The sequence below is a fragment of the Streptomyces sp. NBC_00012 genome, assembly GCF_045040875.1.
Taxonomy (GTDB): domain Bacteria; phylum Actinomycetota; class Actinomycetes; order Streptomycetales; family Streptomycetaceae; genus Streptomyces.
In genome coordinates this window covers 6,267,181-6,286,040 of the sequence record NZ_CP108309.1, presented here as the reverse complement: position 1 = coordinate 6,286,040, position 18,860 = coordinate 6,267,181, and the positions used below count along the sequence as shown (strand labels likewise).

Here is an 18,860-nt window from a genome sequence, read left to right as displayed (position 1 = left end):
CCCCGCCCTCCCGGACGTCAGGAATTCGCCGCACGCCTCTGTTCCGGCGGTCTACCTCTCAGTACATTGACAATATGTCTAACACGCAGCCGGCGCCGGTCGCCTCGGAGCGGACGCCTCTCAAGGCCCGCAAGGTCTCCTTCGCCTGGGAGAAGACTCCCCTGCACTGGGTGCCGGGCGACCCGTTCACCACGCACACCATCAACGTGCTCCACCTCCTGCTGCCCGCCGGGGAACGCTGGTTCATCCACGTGTACCGGCAGGTGCTGCCGTACATCCACGATGAACAGCTGCGCCAGGACGTCATCGGCTTCATCGGCCAGGAGGCCGTGCACTCCCAGGCGCACGACGACGTCCTGCCCCGCCTCAAGGAGCTGGGGCTCGACCCGACGCCATACACCGCGCAGGTCGACTGGTTCTTCGAGAAGCTGCTCGGCGACCGGACGCTGCCGCCGGGGCGGGCGCGCAAGTGGTGGCTGATGGAGCGGGTGGCGCTGATAGCTGCGATCGAGCACTACACCGCATTCCTCGGCGACTGGGTGCTGAACGCCGACGAGCTGGACCGGCGCGGCGCCGATCCGATGATGCTGGACCTGCTGCGCTGGCACGGCGCGGAGGAGGTCGAGCACCGCTCGGTCGCGTTCGAGGTGTTCATGCACGTCGACGGCGGCTACCCGCGCCGGGCCCGCACCTGGGCGACGGCGTTCAGCGCGCTGGTCTTCCTCTGGCAGCGCGGCATCCGTTTCTTCATGGAGAACGACCCGAGCCTGCTGAACGGCAAGGGGTCGTTCAAGGAGTTCTACACCAGCGGCAGGCGCGGCACCCTGCCCGCCACCGGTGACCTGCTGCGTTCGGTCCCCCGCTATCTGAGCCGGGACTACCACCCCTCGCAGGAGGGCAGCACGGCCCAGGCCATCGACTATCTCGCCCACTCGCCCGCGGCCACCGCCGCCGAGGCCCGTATGACGGGAACCAGCTGACCATGCAGCTCCCCCTGCCCCGCCTGCGCACCGTCGTCCTGGTCGCGGGCGCCGCACTGCTGGCCAAGCGCGCCCTGCACCGCCGGATCCAGAACTCCCCGCTGTGGCCGCTGCCGGCCCTGGAGGAACCGATCTCGGGCCACTCCGAGCGGCGCACCACGGCCACCCGCCGGCTGCTGATCACCGAGCGGACCACCCCGGCCGAGGGCGTCGTCCAGCTCCGCCTCGAAGGGACCGCCCTGCCGCCGTGGCAGCCCGGCGCGCACCTCGACCTCCTGCTGCCCTCCGGCCTGGTCCGCCAGTACTCGCTGTGCGGGGACCCGGCCGACCCCGACACGTACACCATCGCGACGCGGCTGGCCGAGGACGGCCGCGGCGGCTCCCGCGAGGTCCACGCGCAGCTCCACGAGGGCGAGGAGGTGGAGATCCGCGACCCGCGCAACCGCTTCCCGCTCACCGACGCCCCCGCGTACCTGTTCGTCGCGGGCGGCATCGGCATCACCCCGATCCTGCCGATGCTGCGGTCGGTCGCCGCATCGGGCGCCGACTGGCGGCTGCTGTACGGCGGGCGGACCCGCGCCTCGATGCCGTTCCTGGACGAGATCGAGAAGCTGGGTGCCGAGGGCGGCCGGGTGACGGTCGTCGCCGAGGACGAGGCGGGCCACCCCGACGCCGCGGCGGCCCTGGCGGACACGGCGGAGGGCACCGCCGTCTACTGCTGCGGCCCCGAGCCCCTGATGGACGCGGTCGGCGCCGCTCTCCCGCCCGGCCGCACCCTGCATCTGGAACGCTTCACGGCGGCGGCCGCGTCGTCGGCCGGCTCGGGCCCCTTCGAGGTCGAGCTGCGCCGCTCCGGCCGTACGGTCCAGGTGGCGGCGGACCGGTCGGTGCTGGCGGCGGTGCGCGACGAGCTGCCGTACGTCTCGTACTCCTGCGAGCAGGGCTTCTGCGGTACGTGCCGGCAGCGCGTCCTGGAGGGCGAGATCGACCACCGCGACGAACTCCTGACGGACTCGGAGCGGGACGACTCGATGCTGATCTGCGTGTCCCGGTGCCGGGGCGAGCGGCTGGTGCTGGACCTGTAGGCGTGGTGGGGAGCGGGGCCGGGGCCGCCCGCCTCGTCTCCCCCGCCGTCCCAGTCGGTACGCTGTCCACCATGACGACCGGGGTGCGGCGCAGGATGGGCGTCGAGGAGCGCAGACAGCAATTGATCGGTGTCGCGCTGGAGTTGTTCAGTCACCGCGCTCCGGACGAGGTGTCGATCGACGAGATCGCGGCCGCCGCGGGGATCTCGCGGCCGCTGGTCTACCACTACTTCCCGGGGAAGCAGAGCCTGTACGAGGCCGCGCTGCGGCGGGCCGCCGACGAATTGGCGGCCCGGTTCGTGGAGCCCCGTGAAGGGCCGCTCGGGGCCCGGTTGTTGCGGGTGATGGGGAGGTTCTTCGACTTCGTCGAAGAACACGGTCCCGGGTTCTCGGCGCTGATGCGGGGCGGGCCCGCGGCGGGGTCCTCGACGGCGAACGCGATGATAGACGGGGTGCGACAGGCCGCCTGCGAGCAGATCCTCGCCCATCTGGGGGTCGAAGATCCCCCGGCCCGGCTGGAGCTGGTCGTGCGTTCCTGGGTGTCGCTGGCCGAGTCGACGGCGCTGATCTGGCTGGACGGGCGGCGGATTCCGCGCGAGGAGCTGGAGTTGCAGCTCGTGCACGACTTCGCCGCGCTGGCCGCGGTGAGCGCCGCGTACAACACGGAGACGGCGGGCATCGTGCTGCGGGTGCTCGGCCAGGAGCCGGCGGACGGGCCGTTCGGGGAGCTGCTGAACCGCCTCTCCGCACTGGCACCCGCCGTCCCGGCCGTTCCCGAGCAGCGGCTGCTCTCGGAGCGTCCGGGCTGACGTCCGCTCTCCCGTCGAAGACCGCCCGACGGGCTCCAGGGCCCTGCATGAGCAGTTCGCCCGGCTGCGGCGGCCGGCCCCGGCGAGCAGCCCTCCCAGGCCAGCCCTACATGAGCAGTTCGCCCTGGAGCGCGGCCGCCAGGCCGACCTCCGCATTGTCCGTCCGGCCCCGTTCGAAGGCCCGCTGGTAGGCGGCGTCGCCGACGGCCGCGCGGGCCTGGCGTTCGCACGCCTCGCGCAGCGGCCCCAGTTCGGGGGTGCCGCGTTGCGGCTGGCCGACCATGCGCCAGTACACCTGCCCGGTGCCGTAGACCCGGGCCGCGCGGGCGCCCGCGCCCTGGGCGGCGATCGCGGCGGCCAGGATGTCCAGGCCCAGCGCGATGCCGAAGCGGTCGCGGAGGCGGTGCTTGCCCGCCAGCATCGACCGGGCGTGGGCGGCGGACGCCCGCGCATCGCCCCGCAGCAGGGCGATCAGGGCGAGCTGGTAGTCGACGTAACTGCGGGTCCAGCACTCGTCCTGGGCCTCGCAGGCCGCATGCAGGACCGTGGCCGCCTCCGCCGCCTCCTCCAGCCGTCCGAGCCCGGTCAGAGCGAAGACCGTGATGAGCCGGCACCGCAGCCGGTAGGCCTTTTCGAGCGGGGTGGCGGTGCCGGTCGACCTCAGGACCCGGTCGACCTCGCGCAGCCCCGCCTGGGGGCGGCCGGTCATCAGATCGGTGAGGCCGCACAGATAGGCGGCGGCGAGGATGCCCTCGTCGGTGCCGTCGCGCGCCGCCTCCCTGGTGCACTCCCGGCCCACCCGGCGGGCGGCCGGATAGTCGCCCTGGAGCATGACGGTGATGCCCAGCACCCACAGGGCGCGGGTGCGGTGGGGGCCCTCGGCCGGTCCGGCGGCCAGGGCGCGCCGGGCGTACTCGCGGGTCTGCGGGAGGTGGCCGCAGCAGCACCAGAAGAAGCCGATCCGTCCGGCCATCTCCTGGGCGGCCGCGGTGTCGTGGGCCAGCAGGTGGTCCAGGGCGGCGCAGAGGTCGGCGTGCGCCTCGGCGATGCGGTGGTACCAGCTGATCTGGTCGTCGCCGGTCCAGCCGGCGTGGGCGTTGCGGGCCAGGCCCAGGAAGCAGGCGGCGTGCCGGTCGGCGGCGGCCCGTTCCTCCCCGAGTTCGGCGAGCCACATCCGTCCGTACTCGCGGATGGTGTCGAGCATGCGGTGCCGTACGCCGTCCCGGCCGACGACGGACTTGGCGACCAGGCCGTTCAGTGCCCTGGTCACACCGTCCGGGGTGAGCGGCCCCCCGGCGCAGACCTCGCGGGCCACGGCCTCGTCGAACTCGCCGCGCAGAACGGTCAGCCGGGCCCAGAGCAGCCGTTCCAGCGGGGTGCACAGCTCGTGGCTCCAGCCGATGGCGGTGCGCAGGGTGCGGTGGCGCGGTGGCCAGAGCGAGGCGTCGGCGGGTACGTCGAAGCGGGTCCTGATCCGCGCGGCGACCTGCTCGACGGTGTCCCGGCCGAGGGCCCCGGCCGCGAGTTCGACGGCGAGCGGGATGCCTTCGAGGCGGCGGCAGATCTCGGCCGCCGCCTCCGCGTTCCCCGGCTCGTCGAGGGCGAGCTCCGGGGCCGCCGCGGCCGCCCGGTCCCGGAACAGCGTCAGCGCGTCGGCCGCGCCCTCGACGGGCAGCGGATCGACCTCGACGACCTGTTCGCCCTTGATGTTCAGGGGCTGCCGGCTGGTGGCGAGCACGGTGAGACCGGGGGATGTCGTGAGGATCTCGCCGAGCAGGTGCGCGCAGGCGGGGCGCAGATGCTCGCACGAGTCGAGGATCAGCAGCATCTCCTTGTCGACGAGCCATTCGCACAGGGCGTCGATGGGCATGCGCAGGGTGTGGTCGGAGAGCCCCACGGCGTCGGAGACCGTCGCGATGAGCAGTCCCTCCTCGTGCAGCGGTGACAGATCCGCCCACCACGCGCCGTCGCGCTGTCCGGCCGCCGCCTGCCGGGCGGCGCGGACCGCGAGCCTGGTCTTGCCGACGCCACCACTGCCGGTGAGCGTGGTCAGCCGATGCGCGGCGAGGGTGTGTTCGAGCCGGGCAAGTTCCGCTTTCCGTCCGACAAAGCTCGTTGTCTCCTCGGGAATGTTGCTCGCCATGGTCACCGTCGCTGAAACAGGTGGACCGGCCGGTCCCGGACCCTGGATCCGGTGCGGCACAGGCGTGCGGGAACGCCTGTGCCGTCCGGAGAGGGGCCGGGACCGGCCGGGAGTGGGAGGGCGCGCCGGGGGTGCGGTGCTGCGGCATTCCCCGACGGCTGCTGCCTCCCAACGTAGCCCTCTCCCGGCTCAACTCAGGGAGAACACCGCCACCGTACGTCCCGGGACGGTGAATCTTCCCGAACTCCCCTCATACGTGGACTTCTTGACAGTAGGATCCGCGCCCGCGGCCTGGACGGGGTGCAGTGCGTACTTCTTCCCCGCCAGTTCGGCGACCTCCTGCGTCGTGGTGCCGGGGGCCGCGTTGAGGACGACCACCAGCTTTCCGAGCCGCATGGTGATCACACCCGGGGTCTCGTCCGTCCCGGAGAGCGGGAAGGACAGGGCGGACTGCACCTGCCCGGCGGTGGCGAGGGAGAAGTCCGGCTCCGTGGAGCGGATGGTGAGCAGGTCGCGGTACGCGGCGGACGCGCCGTCGATCTGCGCACAGCCGGGCCGGAGCGCCGCGTCGGCCAGCAGCGGCTTCCCGTAGGACCACTTGGACTCGTTGTCGGCGGCGGGCGGCAGTCCGCGGCCGAAGCCGTTTCCGTCGCGGCAGTCCCAGTGCAGGGCGTTGAACCAGTCGCCGCTGTCGTACGAGTTGCGGTCCAGGGACTTGGAACGCAGCAGGTCGGTGCCCGCCTGGGAGAGCGAGGGTCCCTGCGAGAGGGTGGCCGTCGCCATCGCCAGGACCTGCATGCGGGCCCGGTCGGCCGCCGGCGTGCCCGCCGGGAGCTTGAAGGCGAGCGCGTCGTACAGCGACTCGTTGTCGTGGGCGTCCGCGTAGGAGAGGGCGTCGCCGGGGACCGCGGCGTATCCGGCGGGGGCGCCGTTGTAGTCGACGCCGGAGCCCTTGACCGTACGGCCCGAGGAGTCGGTGAAGGTGTAGTCGGCGAGGTTGCCGGTGAGCCCGACCTTGATCAGGTCCTGGTAGTGCAGCAGCCGGGCCTTCTGCTCGGCCTTCGTCCCGTTGGCGGCCGAGGTGTTGGGGTCGGTGTAGAGGCCGGTGGCGAAGCCCTGTACGCCCGGGTCCTCGTCGAAGGGGCTGCCGCCGCGGACGGCGTCGCGGGAGCGGTCGGAGAAGGTGGCGATGCCGGTGCCGGCCATGTTCTTCTGGGTGGCCTGGACGAAGCGGGCGTCGTCGGCGATCTCGCCGAAGTTCCAGCCCTCCCCGTACAGGATGATCTTCTTCCCGTCGACGCCGTCCTTCGCCACGGTCAGCGCGTCGAGCGCCTTGCGGACGGCGAGGATGTTGGCCTTGGGGTGGTGGCCCATCAGGTCGAAGCGGAAGCCGTCGACCTTGTACTCCTTGGCCCAGGTGACGACCGAGTCGACGACCAGCTTGCCCATCATGGTGTTCTCGGGCGCGGTGTTGGCGCAGCAGGTGGAGGTGGCGACGGTGCCGTCGTCCAGCAGCCGCTGGTAGTAGCCGGGCACGATCCGGTCGAGTACGGACTTGCCGTCCTGGCCGGAGGCGACGGTGTGGTTGTAGACGACGTCCATGACGGTGCGCAGCCCGGCGCCGTTGATGCCCTGCACCATCTGCCGGAATTCGACGGTGCGCCGGGTGCCGTTCGGGTCGGAGGCGTAAGAGCCCTCTGGGACGGTGTAGTGCAGCGGGTCGTAGCCCCAGTTGAACCCGTCGTTCGCGGCTGCCTTCGCCACGCAGGCCTGCTGCTCCGCGGAGTCGGGGGCGTACACGGACAGGTCGCAGGCCGGCTTCTGCTGTGCGGACTTCTTCTCGGGGACGGTGCCGATGTCGAAGGCGGGCAGCAGATGGACGTAGCTCGTACCGGAGTCGGCGAGCCGCTTGAGGTGCTTCATGCCGTCGGAGCCGGTGTCGGTGAAGGCGAGGTACTCGCCTGGGTGGTTCGAGGTGCGGTCCGCGATCGAGAAGTCGCGGATGTGCAGCTCCTGGATCTGGGCGTCGCGCAGCGGTACGGCGGCGGGCTTCCGCAGCCCGGACCAGCCCTTCGGCGCGAGGGCCGGGGCGTCCAGGTCGACGACGAGGCTGCGCGCGGAGTCGGTGGTCAGGGCGGTGGAGTAGGGGTCGGTGACCTTGTTGGTGACCATCCTGCCGACGGTGGGCGCCCAGACGTCCACCGTGTAGCGATAGGGCTTGCCCGTCCAGTTCTTCGTGCCCGTGACGGACCAGACGCCGGTGCGGTCGTCGCGGCGCATCGGAACGCTGCGGCCGTCGAGTTCCAGGGCGACGGTACGGGCGGTGGGCGCCCAGACCGACAGGGTGGGGCGGCCGTCGCGGCCGAAGACCGGGCCGAGCGAGGCACCGGCCGCGTTCGTGCCGTACAGGTCGTCGAGCACGCCCGCGCTCTGCACACCGGTGGCCGCGAGCAGGGCGCCGTTGGCGGCGCGCTGAGTGGCGATCAGCTGACCGCGCAGCGCCTCACGGACCCGGTCCCGGTCCCTGACGTCGACGGTGAACGCCGGGTAGTCCTTGAGGTTCGGGTGCTCGGCCTTCTGCGCGTCGGTCAGCGCGGAGGGGGTGAGCCGCAGCCATTGGCCCTCGTCGGCGAGCGCGCCGTCGACGACGGAGATGCCGCCGTTCTTCGCGTACACGAGCTGCTGGCTGGTGGCCCCGGTGGCCTTCACCTTCCATACGACGGTGTCGGCGTCGATCCACTGTGCCTCGGCCTTGGTGAGGTCGGGGGTGGGTACGCTGCCGGTCTGGGGCAGCAGGTAGCCGGGGGTCGACCCGAGCATCCAGACCTCGTGCCCGTAGGTGGCGAGGTCGAGCGACTGGTCGCTGGGGAGGTCCTTCTCGTCGCCCTTGTGCAGGATGTAGCTGAGCGAGGTGGCGCCGTCGGTGAGCGGCACCTCGAAGGTGACGCCGGAGGCGTCCTTCTTCACCGGCCGGAGCGGCTTCGCCCAGTCGGTGGGGTCCTTGGCACCGGTCCAGGTGTGCAGTCCCCAGCCGTCGTAGTCGCCGTCGGGCCGGTAGTAGTGCAGTACGGCCTTGGTGGTGTCCTGCGGCGGGTAGGCGCCGTCGGGGGCCTTGTCGGCCTGGCCGTCCTTGCCCTGCTCGATCCAGACCTGTCCGGTCCTGGCGAGTTCGACGGTGCGCTGCGGCCCGTCGGCGGTGCCGTCCTTCTCGACGGTGTACGGGAGGGTGGTGGCGCCTTCTCCGAGCTTGACCCAGGCGAACGCGCCGTAGGCGTCGCGTCCGGTGAAGTCGGCCGTGATGTCGCCGGAACGGAGCTTGAAGCCCTCGTAGTCGCCGTCGGTGCGCTTGTAGTGGACGACGGCGTAGTCGCGTTCGACGGCCACGGGCTTCGTCCCGGCCGGGGCCTGTCCGGCGGTCGTCGCGGCGAGTGCGCTCGCGGTGCGCCCGGCGCGGTCGACGACGACCGCCTTGTAGCGCAGCGGGGTGCCGGCCTTCACCTTGTCGTCCAGGTGCTGGGTGACCTTGTACGGGGCGTGGTCGGCGGAACCGAGCGTGGCCCACTTGCCGTTGCCGGTCTGCGCGGCGAAGACGACGCGGTTCAGCTGTCCGCCGTCGACGTCGGCGGAGATCTCGACGGTGCCGGTGGCTCCGGCGGCGGGGGCCTTCAGGGTGATCGAGGGCCTGGTGGCGGGGTCGCCCATCGGCTTCTCGGCGCGCAGCACAAGGCTGGAGACCGCGGGGACGGTGACGGTGACCTTCTTGTCGACGCCACTGCGGACGGTGTCCGAACCGCCGTACAGAGTACGGAAGTTCATACCGGCGGACGCGGTGGGCAGTTCGACGGTGCGCGCGGCGGTGCCGTTGTTGGCGGCGACGAGGTACTCGTACGGCTCGGTGGAGTCCGTGCGGGAGAACGCGTAGACGGAGCCCTCGGCGTACCGCTCGGTCTGGACGCCGTCGCGCAGCGCCGGGTTCTTCCGGGTGAGTTCGGAGAGCGCGGCGATGTTCCGGTACAGGGGGTGCTTCGGGTCGTACGCGTCGGTGGCGTGGGTGCGGCCGGTGCCCAGTTCGTCGTCGTCGAGGTAGTCGGCGGTCTTCGAGGCGAACATGGTCTGGCGGGCGTCCTTGTCACCGCCCGCGCCGGTGAAGCCCTGCTCGTCGCCGTAGTAGACGACGGGGTTGCCCCGGCCCAGGAACATCAGCTCGTTGGCGAGCTCCGCGCGCCGGACGAGCTCCGCGTCGTCGGCCTTCGGGTTGTCCTGCTTCAGGAACGCCCCGATGCGGCCCATGTCGTGGTTGCCGAGGAAGGTCACCTGCTCGTAGGCGTTGGCCTTGTCGGTGGTGTAGCGGTAGTCGTCGCCGAACACCGCGGCGAGCTTCGAGGCCGGGGCGCCCTGGGAGGCGTACTGGCGTGCCGCTTCCTGGAACGGGAAGTCGAGCGTCGCGTCGAGCCGGCCCCGGGTGACGTAGGGCGAGGTGACGGCGGTGTCGGCGGAGTAGACCTCGCCGAACATGAAGAAGTCCTTGCGGCCACGCTTGGCCGCGTAGGTGTCCAGGGCGGTCGCCCACTGGGTCCAGAAGTCCAGGTCGACGTGTTTGACGGTGTCGATCCGGAAGCCGTCGATGTCGAAGTCGCGGACCCACTTCTCGTAGATCTCCGCCATGCCGGAGACGACTTCGGGCCGCTCGGTCCACAGGTCGTCCAGCCCGGAGAAGTCGCCGTACTCGGCGGACTCGCCGGCGAAGGTGGAATCGCCTCGGTTGTGGTACATCGCCGGGTCGTTGAGCCAGGCCGGGACCTTGTCGTTCCCGGTGTTCTTCGGGGTGTACGGGAACGAGTCCGCGTTCACCTTCGCCAGGCCCTTGCTGTCGTCGAACGGGCGGCCGTCCTTGTCCAGGTAGGGGTAGGCGCCCTTCGGCCGGTAGCCGTAGGTCTTCTCGGCGTAGTCGACGGTGTCGGCGGTGTGGTTGGTGATGACGTCGAAGAAGACCTTCATGCCCTTGGCGTGGGCCCTGTCGATCAGCTTCGCCAGGTCGGCGTTGGTCCCGAAGTGCGGGTCGACCTGGGTGAAGTCGGTGATCCAGTAGCCGTGGTAGCCGGCCGAGGCGTCCTTGCCGGTGCCCTGGACGGCACGGTTCTTGAAGATCGGGGCGAGCCAGATGGCGGTGGTGCCGAGGCCCTTGATGTAGTCGAGCCGCGTTGTCAGGCCCTTGAGGTCGCCGCCCTGGTAGAAGCCCTTGTCCGTGGGGTCGTACCCGGTCTCCAGGCGCGAACCGGTGAGCCCGCCGCGGTTGTTGGATGTGTCGCCGTCGGCGAACCGGTCGGGCATGACGAAGTAGAACTGTTCGCGGGTCAGGTCGTGCCGGGCAGGCGCCTGGGCGAGCTTCGCGTCCGAGGGCGGGCCCGGGGGTCTCGGCGCGGCCGACGCGGTCGCCGCCGGGACGACGGGGAGGAGCGCCGCGCAGAGTGCGGCGGCGGCTCCCCGTCTGAGGGTGGAACGGGACACGGGCTGGGTCTCCTTGTGTACGGGTGGGGGGGCTCGGGGTGGGCGGACTTGTCGGGTGGCGGGGTGGGCCGGGGGCCCACCAGGGCGTCTCCTCGGACGGCGCAGACTCATCCGGCACCGCGAGCGAGCCGTCCCATTACTGCTTCGTCCTGCGGGGATCGCCCTGGTACGCCCCCGACCCCGGGGCGCCGCACATCACGGGACGGGGGCACCACGACCGGGCGACGGTGCACCAGGAGGGGACGTACCGGGGTGTTCTCGGTGTGTCAGGTGGTCGCGCAGTTACGGGCGTTCACCTGGAGGGCCACCGCCGTGTTCGCGCCCAGGGTCGCGGTGAACTGGCCCGAGCCGTTCACCGTGACCCCGTTGCCGGACTGGATGTCGCAGTAGTCACCGGCGGGCAGCGAGGTCTGGAACGTACGGGTCAGCGAGGAGCTCTCGTGGTTGATCGCGACGTACGCCTTGGCGCCGCGCCCGAACGCGATCCGGTCGCCGCCGTCGTCCCACCAGTCGGTGACGGACTCGCCGCGCGCGGTATTGCGGAAGCCGACCATGGAGGAGATCTCGCGCCAGGCGTGCTGGCACTTCCAGCCGTCGCTGTAACAGGCGTTCACCGTACCGCCGTTGGGCGGGCCCGCGTCCTTGTCGGACCACTCGTAGCCGGAGTGGACGTCGGGCGAGCCGTACGGCCAGGCCAGCATGAAGACATTGGCGAGGGTGTAGTTCGCGCCGTCCTTGTAGTTCAGCGTGTCGCCGCCGCGCTCGGTGTCGTGGTTGTCGACGAAGACCGCCGCCTTCGACGACGGCATGAAGCCCCAGCCCTCGCCGTAGTTCTTCAGATAGGCGAGGTTCTCGTTGTTGAAGACCTGCTTGAGGCCGCGGGCGTAGCGGAACTCCTGGACGTCGCCCGTTCCGGTGTACTCGTCGGGCGAGACGGCCTCGCCGCCGCCGTAGATCGCCTCCTGCTTCCAGTAGACGCCCGGGTCGCTCAGCCGTGACTTGATGTTCGCCAGGTCGGCGGCGGGCATGTGCTTGGCGGCGTCGATACGGAAGCCGTCCACGCCCAGGGAGCGCAGGTCGTCGAGGTAGGCGGCGATCCGGCCGCGTACGTAGTCCTCTCCGGTGTCCAGGTCGGCGAGGCCGACGAGTTCGCAGTTCTGGACGTTGGCGCGGTCCTGGTAGTTGCTGATCTGCGCGGTGCAGTCGTCCATGTCGGCCGCGGAGTACACGCCGGGGTAGTCGTACTTGGTGTACGAGGAGCCGCCGGTGCCGCTGCCCGATCCGGCCGACATGTGGTTGATGACGGAGTCCGCGACGACCTTGACGCCGGCCGCGTGGCAGGTGTTGACCATGGCGGCGAAGGAGGCGCGGTCGCCGAGCCGTCCGGCGATCTTGTAGCTGACGGGCTGGTACGAGGTCCACCACTGACCGCCCTGGATGTGCTCCTGGGGCGGCGAGACCTGTACGTAGCCGTAGCCGGCCGGGCCGAGAGTGTCCGTGCACGCCCTGGCCACCGAGTCGAACTTCCACTCGAAGAGGACCGCGGTGACGTCCTTGTCGCCGGGGGCGGCGGCCTGGGCGGTCGCGGTCGGGGATATGAGGACGGCGGCGCCGGCTGTCAGGGCGAGCGCCGCGGACAGTGGTCTGCGTGCCATGTTTCCTCCTGCTGTGGGGGGAAATGCGAGTGACGGTGCAGCCTCACGTGGCAACGCGCCCTGCCCTCAAGGCTCCTGAATGTTCTTGCTGCAAGAATGCAAACCTTGCCGCGCCAGAGACCGTACGAGCCCGTCAGGTTTCGGTCAACCCTTTGGACACCGCCCGCTCACATCCACGAAACCCAGCAGTTTTCTTCCTGCAAGGGCTTACGCAAAACATTGCAGTGCTGTTAAATTTCTCCCGACTCCGGTCCGGTCGGCCGGGGGTTCCGGCGACCCCGGACCCCACGCGCCCGGCCGGCCGGGCCGGTCACGGGCAAGAGAGGCACCCGGAGCCGCTCACTCCCCGCAGGCCCATTCAGGGCCGGCTCCCGGTGCCTCTCCTGTACGCCCCGCCCCAAGGACCTCTCCTGTACGCCCGGCCACGTGGGCCTCAGCTGCCCCGGAGCGCCGCGGTGGATCCCCGTACCACCAGCTCCGGTTGGAAGACGTACTCCGTGCGCTGCACCGGGCTGCCGCCGATCTCCTCCAGCAGGGCGCCCACCGCCGCCGCGGCCATCGCCTGGACCGGCTGGCGCACCGTCGTCAGCGGCGGATCGGTGAACGCGATCAGCTGCGAGTCGTCGAAACCCACCACCGACACGTCGCGCGGCACTCCGAGCCCGCGCTCCCGGGCCGCGCGCACCACCCCCAGCGCCATCAGGTCGCTGCCGCAGACGATGCCCGTGCACCCCTGGTCGAGCAGCGCACCCGCCGCGACCTGGCCGCCTTCGACGCTGAACAGTGTGGAGCAGACGAGGAGTTCGGCCTCGGCGCGCTCCAGGCCCAGCAGGTTCACGGAGGCGTCGAGGAACCCCTCGCGCTTGCGGCGGGAGGGCACATAGCGCTGCGGCCCGATCGCCAGACCGACCCTGCTGTGGCCGAGGTCGGCGAGGTGCCCGACGGCCATCCGCACGGCGGCGGCGTCGTCGGGCGAGACGAACGGCGCGCTGATCCGCTCGTTGTAGCCGTTGATCAGGACGAACGGTACGCCGCGCTCGGTGAGCGCGGCGTACCGGGCCGGGTCGGCCGACATGTCGGCGTGCAACCCGGAGAGGAAGACGATCCCGCCGACGCCGCGTTCGACGAGTTGCTCGACGAGTTCGTCCTCGGTGGCGCCGCCGGGCATCTGGGTGCAGAGCACCGGGGTGTAGCCGTGCCCGGCCAGAACCTGCTCGACGGACTGCGCGAACGCCGGGAAGATCGGGTTGATGAGTTCGGGCGTCACCAGTCCGATCAGCCCGGCGCTGCGCTGCCGCAGCCGTACGGGGCGTTCGTAGCCCAGGATGTCGAGCGCCGCGAGCACCCGCTGACGCGTGGTGTCCGCGACGCCCGGCTTGCCGTTGAGCACCCGGCTGACGGTCGCCTCGCTGACCGCTGCCTGGCCGGCGATGTCCGAGAGCCTGAGCGTGCCCCCGGCCCCAGGGCTTCTGGGCGGGGGGACGGTCACACCGTCCACCACACCGTGGTGTCCGCGGGCAGCTCGATCCCGGCGCCGTCGGTGACGACCGGGCCGCTGGACAGCAGGACGGTGCCGCGTACGGGGATGCGTACCGGGCGGCCCGTCGTGTTGACGGTGCAGACGAAGCCGGGGCGGGCGAAGATCAGCAGCCCCTCGGGGGCCTGGAGCCACTCCACCGAGGTTCCGGCGCCGAGCCCCGGGTGTGCCCGGCGGGCGGCGATCGCGGCCCGGTACAGCTCCAGGGTGGAGCCCACCACGCCGGTCTGCGCCTCCACGGAGAGCTCGCCCCAGCCCGTGGGCTGCGGCAGCCAGCTGCCGCCGTCGCCGAAGCCGTACGAGCTGCCCTCGCGGGTCCACGGGATCGGCACCCGGCAGCCGTCGCGGAAGCCGTCCTGGCCCTCGGCGCGGAAGAACGACGGGTCCTGGCGGACCTCGTCGGGCAGGTCGGTGACGTCGGGCAGGCCGAGCTCCTCGCCCTGGTAGACGTAGGCGGAGCCGGGCAATGCCAGCATCAGCAGGGTGGCTGCGCGGGCCCGGCGCAGGCCCAGCTCGCGGTCGCCGGGGGTGCGGATCTGGGTGCCGAGGCCGGGCGGGTTGGCGAACCGGGTGGCGTGCCGGGTCACGTCGTGGTTGGAGAGCACCCAGGTGGTGGGGGCGCCGACCGGGCGCATCGCGTCGAGCGAGGTGTCGATGACCTTGCGGAGCCCGTCGGCGTCCCAGGAGGTGGAGAGGTACTGGAAGTTGAACGCCTGGTGCATCTCGTCGGGGCGCACGTAGTTGGCGGTGCGCTCGACGGTGGGGGTCCAGGCCTCCGCGACGGCGATCCGGTCGCCGGGGTACTCGTCGAGGATGGTGCGCCACGAGCGGTAGATCTCGTGCACCCCGTCCTGGTCGAAGAACGGCATGACGTCGTTGCCGAGCAGCTTGAGCTGGTCGTGGCTGCCGAGGTCGGGCAGGCCGGCGGCCTTGACGAGGCCGTGGGCGACGTCGACCCGGAAGCCGTCGACGCCCATGTCGAGCCAGTAGCGCAGGATGGAGCGGAACTCGTCGGCGACGGCCGGGTGTTCCCAGTTGAAGTCGGGCTGCTCGGGCGCGAAGAGGTGGAGGTACCAGTCGCCCGGGGTGCCGTCCGGGTCGGTGGTGCGGGTCCAGGCGGGGCCGCCGAAGACGGACTCCCAGTCGTTGGGCGGCAGTTCACCGGCCGCGCCCTTGCCGGGGCGGAAGTGGTAGCGCTCGCGCAGGGCGGAGCCGGGGCCCTCGGCGAGGGCGCGCCGGAACCACTCGTGCCGATCCGAGGAGTGGTTGGGCACCAGGTCCACGATGATCCGCAGGCCCAGGTCGTGGGCGTCGCGGATCAGCCCGTCGGCGTCCAGCAGGGTGCCGAACATCGTGTCGATGGCACGGTAGTCGGCGACGTCGTAGCCCGCGTCCGCCTGCGGGGAGGAGTAGAAGGGGCTGAGCCAGACCGCGTCGACGCCGAGGCTCTTGAGGTAGGGGAGTCTGTCGCGTACGCCTGCGAGATCGCCCATGCCGTCGCCGTTGCCGTCGGCGAAGCTCCGCGGATAGACCTGGTAGATCACCGCGTCCTGCCACCAGCCGGTCTGGTGGGCCGGAGCGTCGCCGGACGTGCCGGTGGAGGGGGCAGCGAGGTGCTGGGTCATGTCGTCCCTGGGGTGTCTGGGTGGGGAGCGGCGCCGGGTCCGGGTCGGGATGCCGGCGACCGCCGTGACTGGTGCGTGCGGGTCGTACTGCTGTCGTGGGCCTCAGCCCTTGACGGCTCCGGCGGACATGCCGGTCACGAGGTGCTTCTGCGCGAACAGGAAGACCAGGGCCGCGGGTATCGCGATGAGCACGGACGCGGCGGTCATCGGCCCCCACTGGGCTCCGTACTGGTTGACGAAGAGCTGGAGTCCGCCCGCGAGGGTGAGGTTGTCCTCGCCGACCATGAAGGCGGAGGCGTACGCCACCTCGCCCCAGGCGGTGATGAAGGAGTAGAACGCGGTGACGGCGAGGCCGGGCTTGGCGAGCGGCAGGATGAGCCGCCAGAACGTGCCGAACGGGGTGAGGCCGTCGACCTGCCCCGACTCGTCGATCTCGCGCGGGATGGTGTCGAAGAAGCCCTTCATCATCCAGGCACAGAACGGCACCGAGATGGTGAGGTAGGTGATGACGAGTCCGGCGGGCTGATTCAGCAGCCCCATGCCCGCCATGATGTTGTAGATCGGCACGATGAGGACGGCGACCGGGAACATCTGGGTGATCAGCAGCGTCCACATCAGTCCGCGCTTGCCGGGGAAGCGGAAGCGGCTGACGGCGTAGCCGGTGGAGGCGGAGACGATGACGCCGAGGAGCGTGGTGAGTCCCGCGATGAGCAGGGAGTTGCCGAACCAGGTGAGGAACTTCGTGTTCTGGATCAGGTTCGTGTAGTTCTCGAACGTCGTCTCTTTGAAGAAGTCCGTGGTGGTCGCGTACGCGGCGGGCTTCAGCGAGGTGAGCAGGACCCACAGCACGGGGAAGACGGCGATCACGGACGCGACGATGAGCGTCAGGTGCAGGCCGGCGGAGGCCAGCGGCGAACGCTCCCCGCGCAGCCGGACCTTGGGCGGCGCGGAGTGGTGCGCGGTGGGGGTGGGTGCGGTGGTGGTCACCAGTCGTCTCCCTGGGTGCGCAGGACTCGCCGGTAGACGGCGGCGAAGATCAGCAGGAGCACGAGGATCAGTACGCCCCAGGTGGAGGACTGCGCGAAGTCGCGCGGGCTGATCTCGAAGGAGAACTTGTACGCCTGGGTGACCAGGATCTGGGTGGCCTCGCCGGGTCCGCCGCGGGTCAGCAGGAAGATCACCGGGAACATGTTGAAGGTCCAGATGGTGGAGAGCAGGACCACCGTGGTGGAGACCGGCCGCAGTCCCGGCAGTGTGATGTGGCGGAACCGCTGCCAGGCGGTGGCGCCGTCCATCTCGGCGGCCTCGTAGTGCTCGCTGGGGATCGACTGCAGTCCGCCGAGCAGGGCGACCATCATGAACGGCACGCCGAGCCAGACGTTGACGGCGATGACGGAGAACTTCGCCCAGGTGGGGTCGTTCAGCCACGGGATGCCGTCGATCCCGGCGCCGGAGAGGATCTCGTTGAGCAGCCCGCGCTTCTCGTTGTAGAGGAAGCGCCAGGCGAAGACGGAGACGAAGCCGGGGATGGCCCAGGGCAGGATGAGTGCCATCCGGTAGGCGGAGCGGCCGGCGATCCTGCGGTTGAGGATGTTGGCGAGGGCCATGCCGAGGCAGAAGGTGATGGCCACGCAGGAGACCGTCCACACCAGGGTCCAGCCGAGGGTGCCGAGGAACTGGTCGCCGGTGAGCGCTTCGGTGTAGTTGTCCAGGCCCACGAACTTGTACGTGGCGGGCATGTGGTTGACACCGATGGACCGTTCGACGTTGCGCTCGTTGGCGTCGGTCATCGACAGGTAGATGCCGCGGACCAGCGGATAACCGATGATCACGCCGATCACGACGACGACCGGGGCGACCATGGTCCAGGCGTACCAGTGGGTCGACAGGGCCCGCCGGAGCCTGCCCGGCGGCGGGGGGTTGCCAGTACCGCGGCTCCGGCCGCGGGCGACGACGTCGTCGCCCGCGGCCTTCGCCACCGACTGGCCGGTGTGGACAGCCATCAGCCGGCCTGCCTTCCTGTTACTTCCAGCCCTTGAGGAGCTTGCGGTAGGAGTCGCCGGTCGTCTTGACGGCCTTCTCCGGCGTGGCCTGGCCGGTGAGGACCTTGGTGTACTCGGTGACGAGCGGCGCGAAGAGGCTGCCGGTCTCCGGGATCCAGGGGCGCTCGACGGCGGTCTCGACGACGGGCTTGAAGAAGCCGACGATCTCGTTGTCGACGACGTCCTGGCGGGCGTAGGCGGAGGTGCGGGTCGGCAGGAGGCTCAGCTCCTTGGTGACCTTGGCCTGGGTCTCCGCGGACGTCATGTAGTCGACGAAGGCGTAGGAGGCGTCGAGGTTCTTGGAGCCCGCGTAGACGGCGAGGTTGTGACCGCCCTGCGGGGCGCCCTGCGCGGCGGAGCCGGCCGGCACCGGGGCGATGCCCAGATTGGCCTTGTCCTTGAACTCCTTGCCGGCGAGGGTGTCGGCGACGGCCCAGGGGCCGTTGATCATCATGGCGACCTTGCCGTCCTTGAAGGACGCCTGCATGTTCTCCCAGCCGTCCGTGGCATCGGTCTCGGCGGCGCCGGAGTCGACGAGGTCCTTGACGACCTTCATCGCCTTGACGCCCGCGGGGTTGTCGATGGTGACGGATTTGGTGGAGGCGTCGACCATGTCGCCGCCCTCGCCGTACAGGAAGGAGAGGAACCAGTACGCGTCGTCGCCGCGCAGGTACATGCCGGTCTTGCCGGTCTTGTCCTTGATCTTCTTGGAGACGCTCTTCAGCTCGTCGACGGTCTTGGGGACCTCGACGCCGGCCTCCTTGAAGATCTTCTTGTTGTAGAAGATGCCCATGGAGTCGATGACCTGCGGCACCGCGTACGTCTTGTCCTTGTACTTGGTGGACGCGGCGGCCTGCTTGAGGAAGTCGTCCGAGTTCTTCAGCGCGGCGGTGCCGTCGAGCGGTGCCAGGTAGCCGAGATCGGCGAACTCGGGGGTCCAGGCGACCTCGGAGCGGATGACGTCGGGGGCGTCGGAGCCGGACTGGGCCGCGTTCTTGAACTTGTTCTGCGCGTCGCCGAAGGGGACGTTGACGTACTTGACCTTGACCTTCGGGTGCTTCTTGGTGAAGTCCTCGGCGATCTTCTTGAAGACCTTGTCCTCGCTGCCCGCGGTGGAGGTGTCCCACCACGTCACGGTGCCGGCGAGTTCGCCCGAGCTCTTGCTCGTGCCGTCGGACTCGTTGTCGCCGCCGCAGGCGGTCGCCGCGAGCGCCAGGGCCGCGACCAGGGCGGTGGCCGTTATGCCACGTCGCATCTGAACTCCTTCAACTGCCGTACCGCTCCGTCGCGGCGCCGGGTCGACGAGAACGTAACAAGGATGAAAGAACGCCGAAAGAGTTTGCGGAAGATTTCTGCAAGCGTCGACGATCGTTACATTCGCGTGTCCTCACGGTTGCCGTCAAGACCCTTGACGGCAGGCGTCGCACCCTGACGGTCGCAGGCCACAGACCCAGGGCGGCGTGGTGCGACGATCCG

Annotated in this window: 10 protein-coding genes and 1 pseudogene; 3 read left to right on the top strand and 8 right to left on the bottom strand. The window is 70.5% G+C overall.

Going from position 1 to position 18,860, the window contains the following annotated elements:
• The first annotated feature begins 74 nt into the window (after positions 1-74).
• The 3 genes from OHA19_RS28810 (at position 75) to OHA19_RS28800 (ending at position 2,874) form a co-directional block, all read left to right on the top strand.
• On the top strand, positions 75-980 hold the full coding sequence (locus OHA19_RS28810; protein WP_405712003.1) for a metal-dependent hydrolase: 906 nt from the start codon (positions 75-77) through the stop codon (positions 978-980).
• A gap of 2 nt (positions 981-982) precedes the next feature.
• Positions 983-2,065 (top strand): PDR/VanB family oxidoreductase, encoded by a 1,083-nt coding sequence (locus tag OHA19_RS28805; protein ID WP_405712005.1) that lies wholly within the window; start codon positions 983-985, stop codon positions 2,063-2,065.
• Positions 2,066-2,136: 71 nt separating this feature from the next.
• On the top strand, positions 2,137-2,874 hold the full coding sequence (locus OHA19_RS28800) for a TetR/AcrR family transcriptional regulator (RefSeq protein WP_405712007.1): 738 nt from the start codon (positions 2,137-2,139) through the stop codon (positions 2,872-2,874).
• A 106-nt stretch (positions 2,875-2,980) separates the two neighbouring features.
• Here the strand turns inward: OHA19_RS28800 and OHA19_RS28795 are convergent, their stop codons facing one another.
• From OHA19_RS28795 to OHA19_RS28760, 8 genes and pseudogenes are all read right to left on the bottom strand, one after another.
• Positions 2,981-5,017: an ATP-binding protein gene (locus OHA19_RS28795; RefSeq protein ID WP_405712009.1), complete on the bottom strand. Its 2,037-nt coding sequence runs from the start codon at positions 5,015-5,017 to the stop codon at positions 2,981-2,983.
• 189 nt (positions 5,018-5,206) lie between these two features.
• Positions 5,207-10,525, bottom strand: coding sequence for a pullulanase-type alpha-1,6-glucosidase (gene pulA, locus OHA19_RS28790; protein WP_405752133.1), 5,319 nt, complete (start codon positions 10,523-10,525; stop codon positions 5,207-5,209).
• A 278-nt stretch (positions 10,526-10,803) separates the two neighbouring features.
• Positions 10,804-12,180 (bottom strand): annotated as a pseudogene (locus OHA19_RS28785) (alpha-amylase family protein); the annotation flags it as partial.
• A 433-nt stretch (positions 12,181-12,613) separates the two neighbouring features.
• Positions 12,614-13,681 carry a LacI family DNA-binding transcriptional regulator gene (locus OHA19_RS28780; RefSeq protein WP_405712013.1) on the bottom strand — a complete coding sequence of 356 codons (1,068 nt, stop codon included), beginning with the start codon at positions 13,679-13,681 and terminating at the stop codon, positions 12,614-12,616.
• Complete coding sequence (locus OHA19_RS28775; protein ID WP_405752130.1) at positions 13,666-15,342, bottom strand: glycoside hydrolase family 13 protein; 1,677 nt, start codon at positions 15,340-15,342, stop codon at positions 13,666-13,668. The genes OHA19_RS28780 and OHA19_RS28775 overlap by 16 nt, the downstream gene beginning before the upstream one ends.
• A gap of 102 nt (positions 15,343-15,444) precedes the next feature.
• The gene (locus tag OHA19_RS28770) at positions 15,445-16,329 is read right to left on the bottom strand and encodes a sugar ABC transporter permease (protein ID WP_405712017.1); all 885 of its coding nucleotides are present in this window, start codon (positions 16,327-16,329) and stop codon (positions 15,445-15,447) included.
• Complete coding sequence (locus tag OHA19_RS28765; RefSeq protein ID WP_405712019.1) at positions 16,326-17,345, bottom strand: carbohydrate ABC transporter permease; 1,020 nt, start codon at positions 17,343-17,345, stop codon at positions 16,326-16,328. Before OHA19_RS28765 ends, OHA19_RS28770 begins: the two co-directional genes overlap by 4 nt.
• Positions 17,346-17,364: 19 nt before the next feature.
• Positions 17,365-18,639, bottom strand: coding sequence for an extracellular solute-binding protein (locus OHA19_RS28760; protein WP_405712021.1), 1,275 nt, complete (start codon positions 18,637-18,639; stop codon positions 17,365-17,367).
• Positions 18,640-18,860 lie beyond the last annotated feature (221 nt).

What these genes read in the sequence shown, in the direction of transcription:
- OHA19_RS28810 (WP_405712003.1), top strand. Translation starts at nt 75, where the DNA reads ATGTCTAACACGCAGCCGGCGCCGGTCGCCTCGGAGCGGACGCCTCTC.
- OHA19_RS28805 (WP_405712005.1), top strand. Translation starts at nt 983, where the DNA reads ATGCAGCTCCCCCTGCCCCGCCTGCGCACCGTCGTCCTGGTCGCGGGC.
- OHA19_RS28800 (WP_405712007.1), top strand. Translation starts at nt 2,137, where the DNA reads ATGACGACCGGGGTGCGGCGCAGGATGGGCGTCGAGGAGCGCAGACAG.
- OHA19_RS28795 (WP_405712009.1), bottom strand. Translation starts at nt 5,017, where the DNA reads ATGGCGAGCAACATTCCCGAGGAGACAACGAGCTTTGTCGGACGGAAA.
- OHA19_RS28775 (WP_405752130.1), bottom strand. Translation starts at nt 15,342, where the DNA reads ATGACCCAGCACCTCGCTGCCCCCTCCACCGGCACGTCCGGCGACGCT.
- OHA19_RS28765 (WP_405712019.1), bottom strand. Translation starts at nt 17,345, where the DNA reads ATGGCTGTCCACACCGGCCAGTCGGTGGCGAAGGCCGCGGGCGACGAC.
- OHA19_RS28760 (WP_405712021.1), bottom strand. Translation starts at nt 18,639, where the DNA reads ATGCGACGTGGCATAACGGCCACCGCCCTGGTCGCGGCCCTGGCGCTC.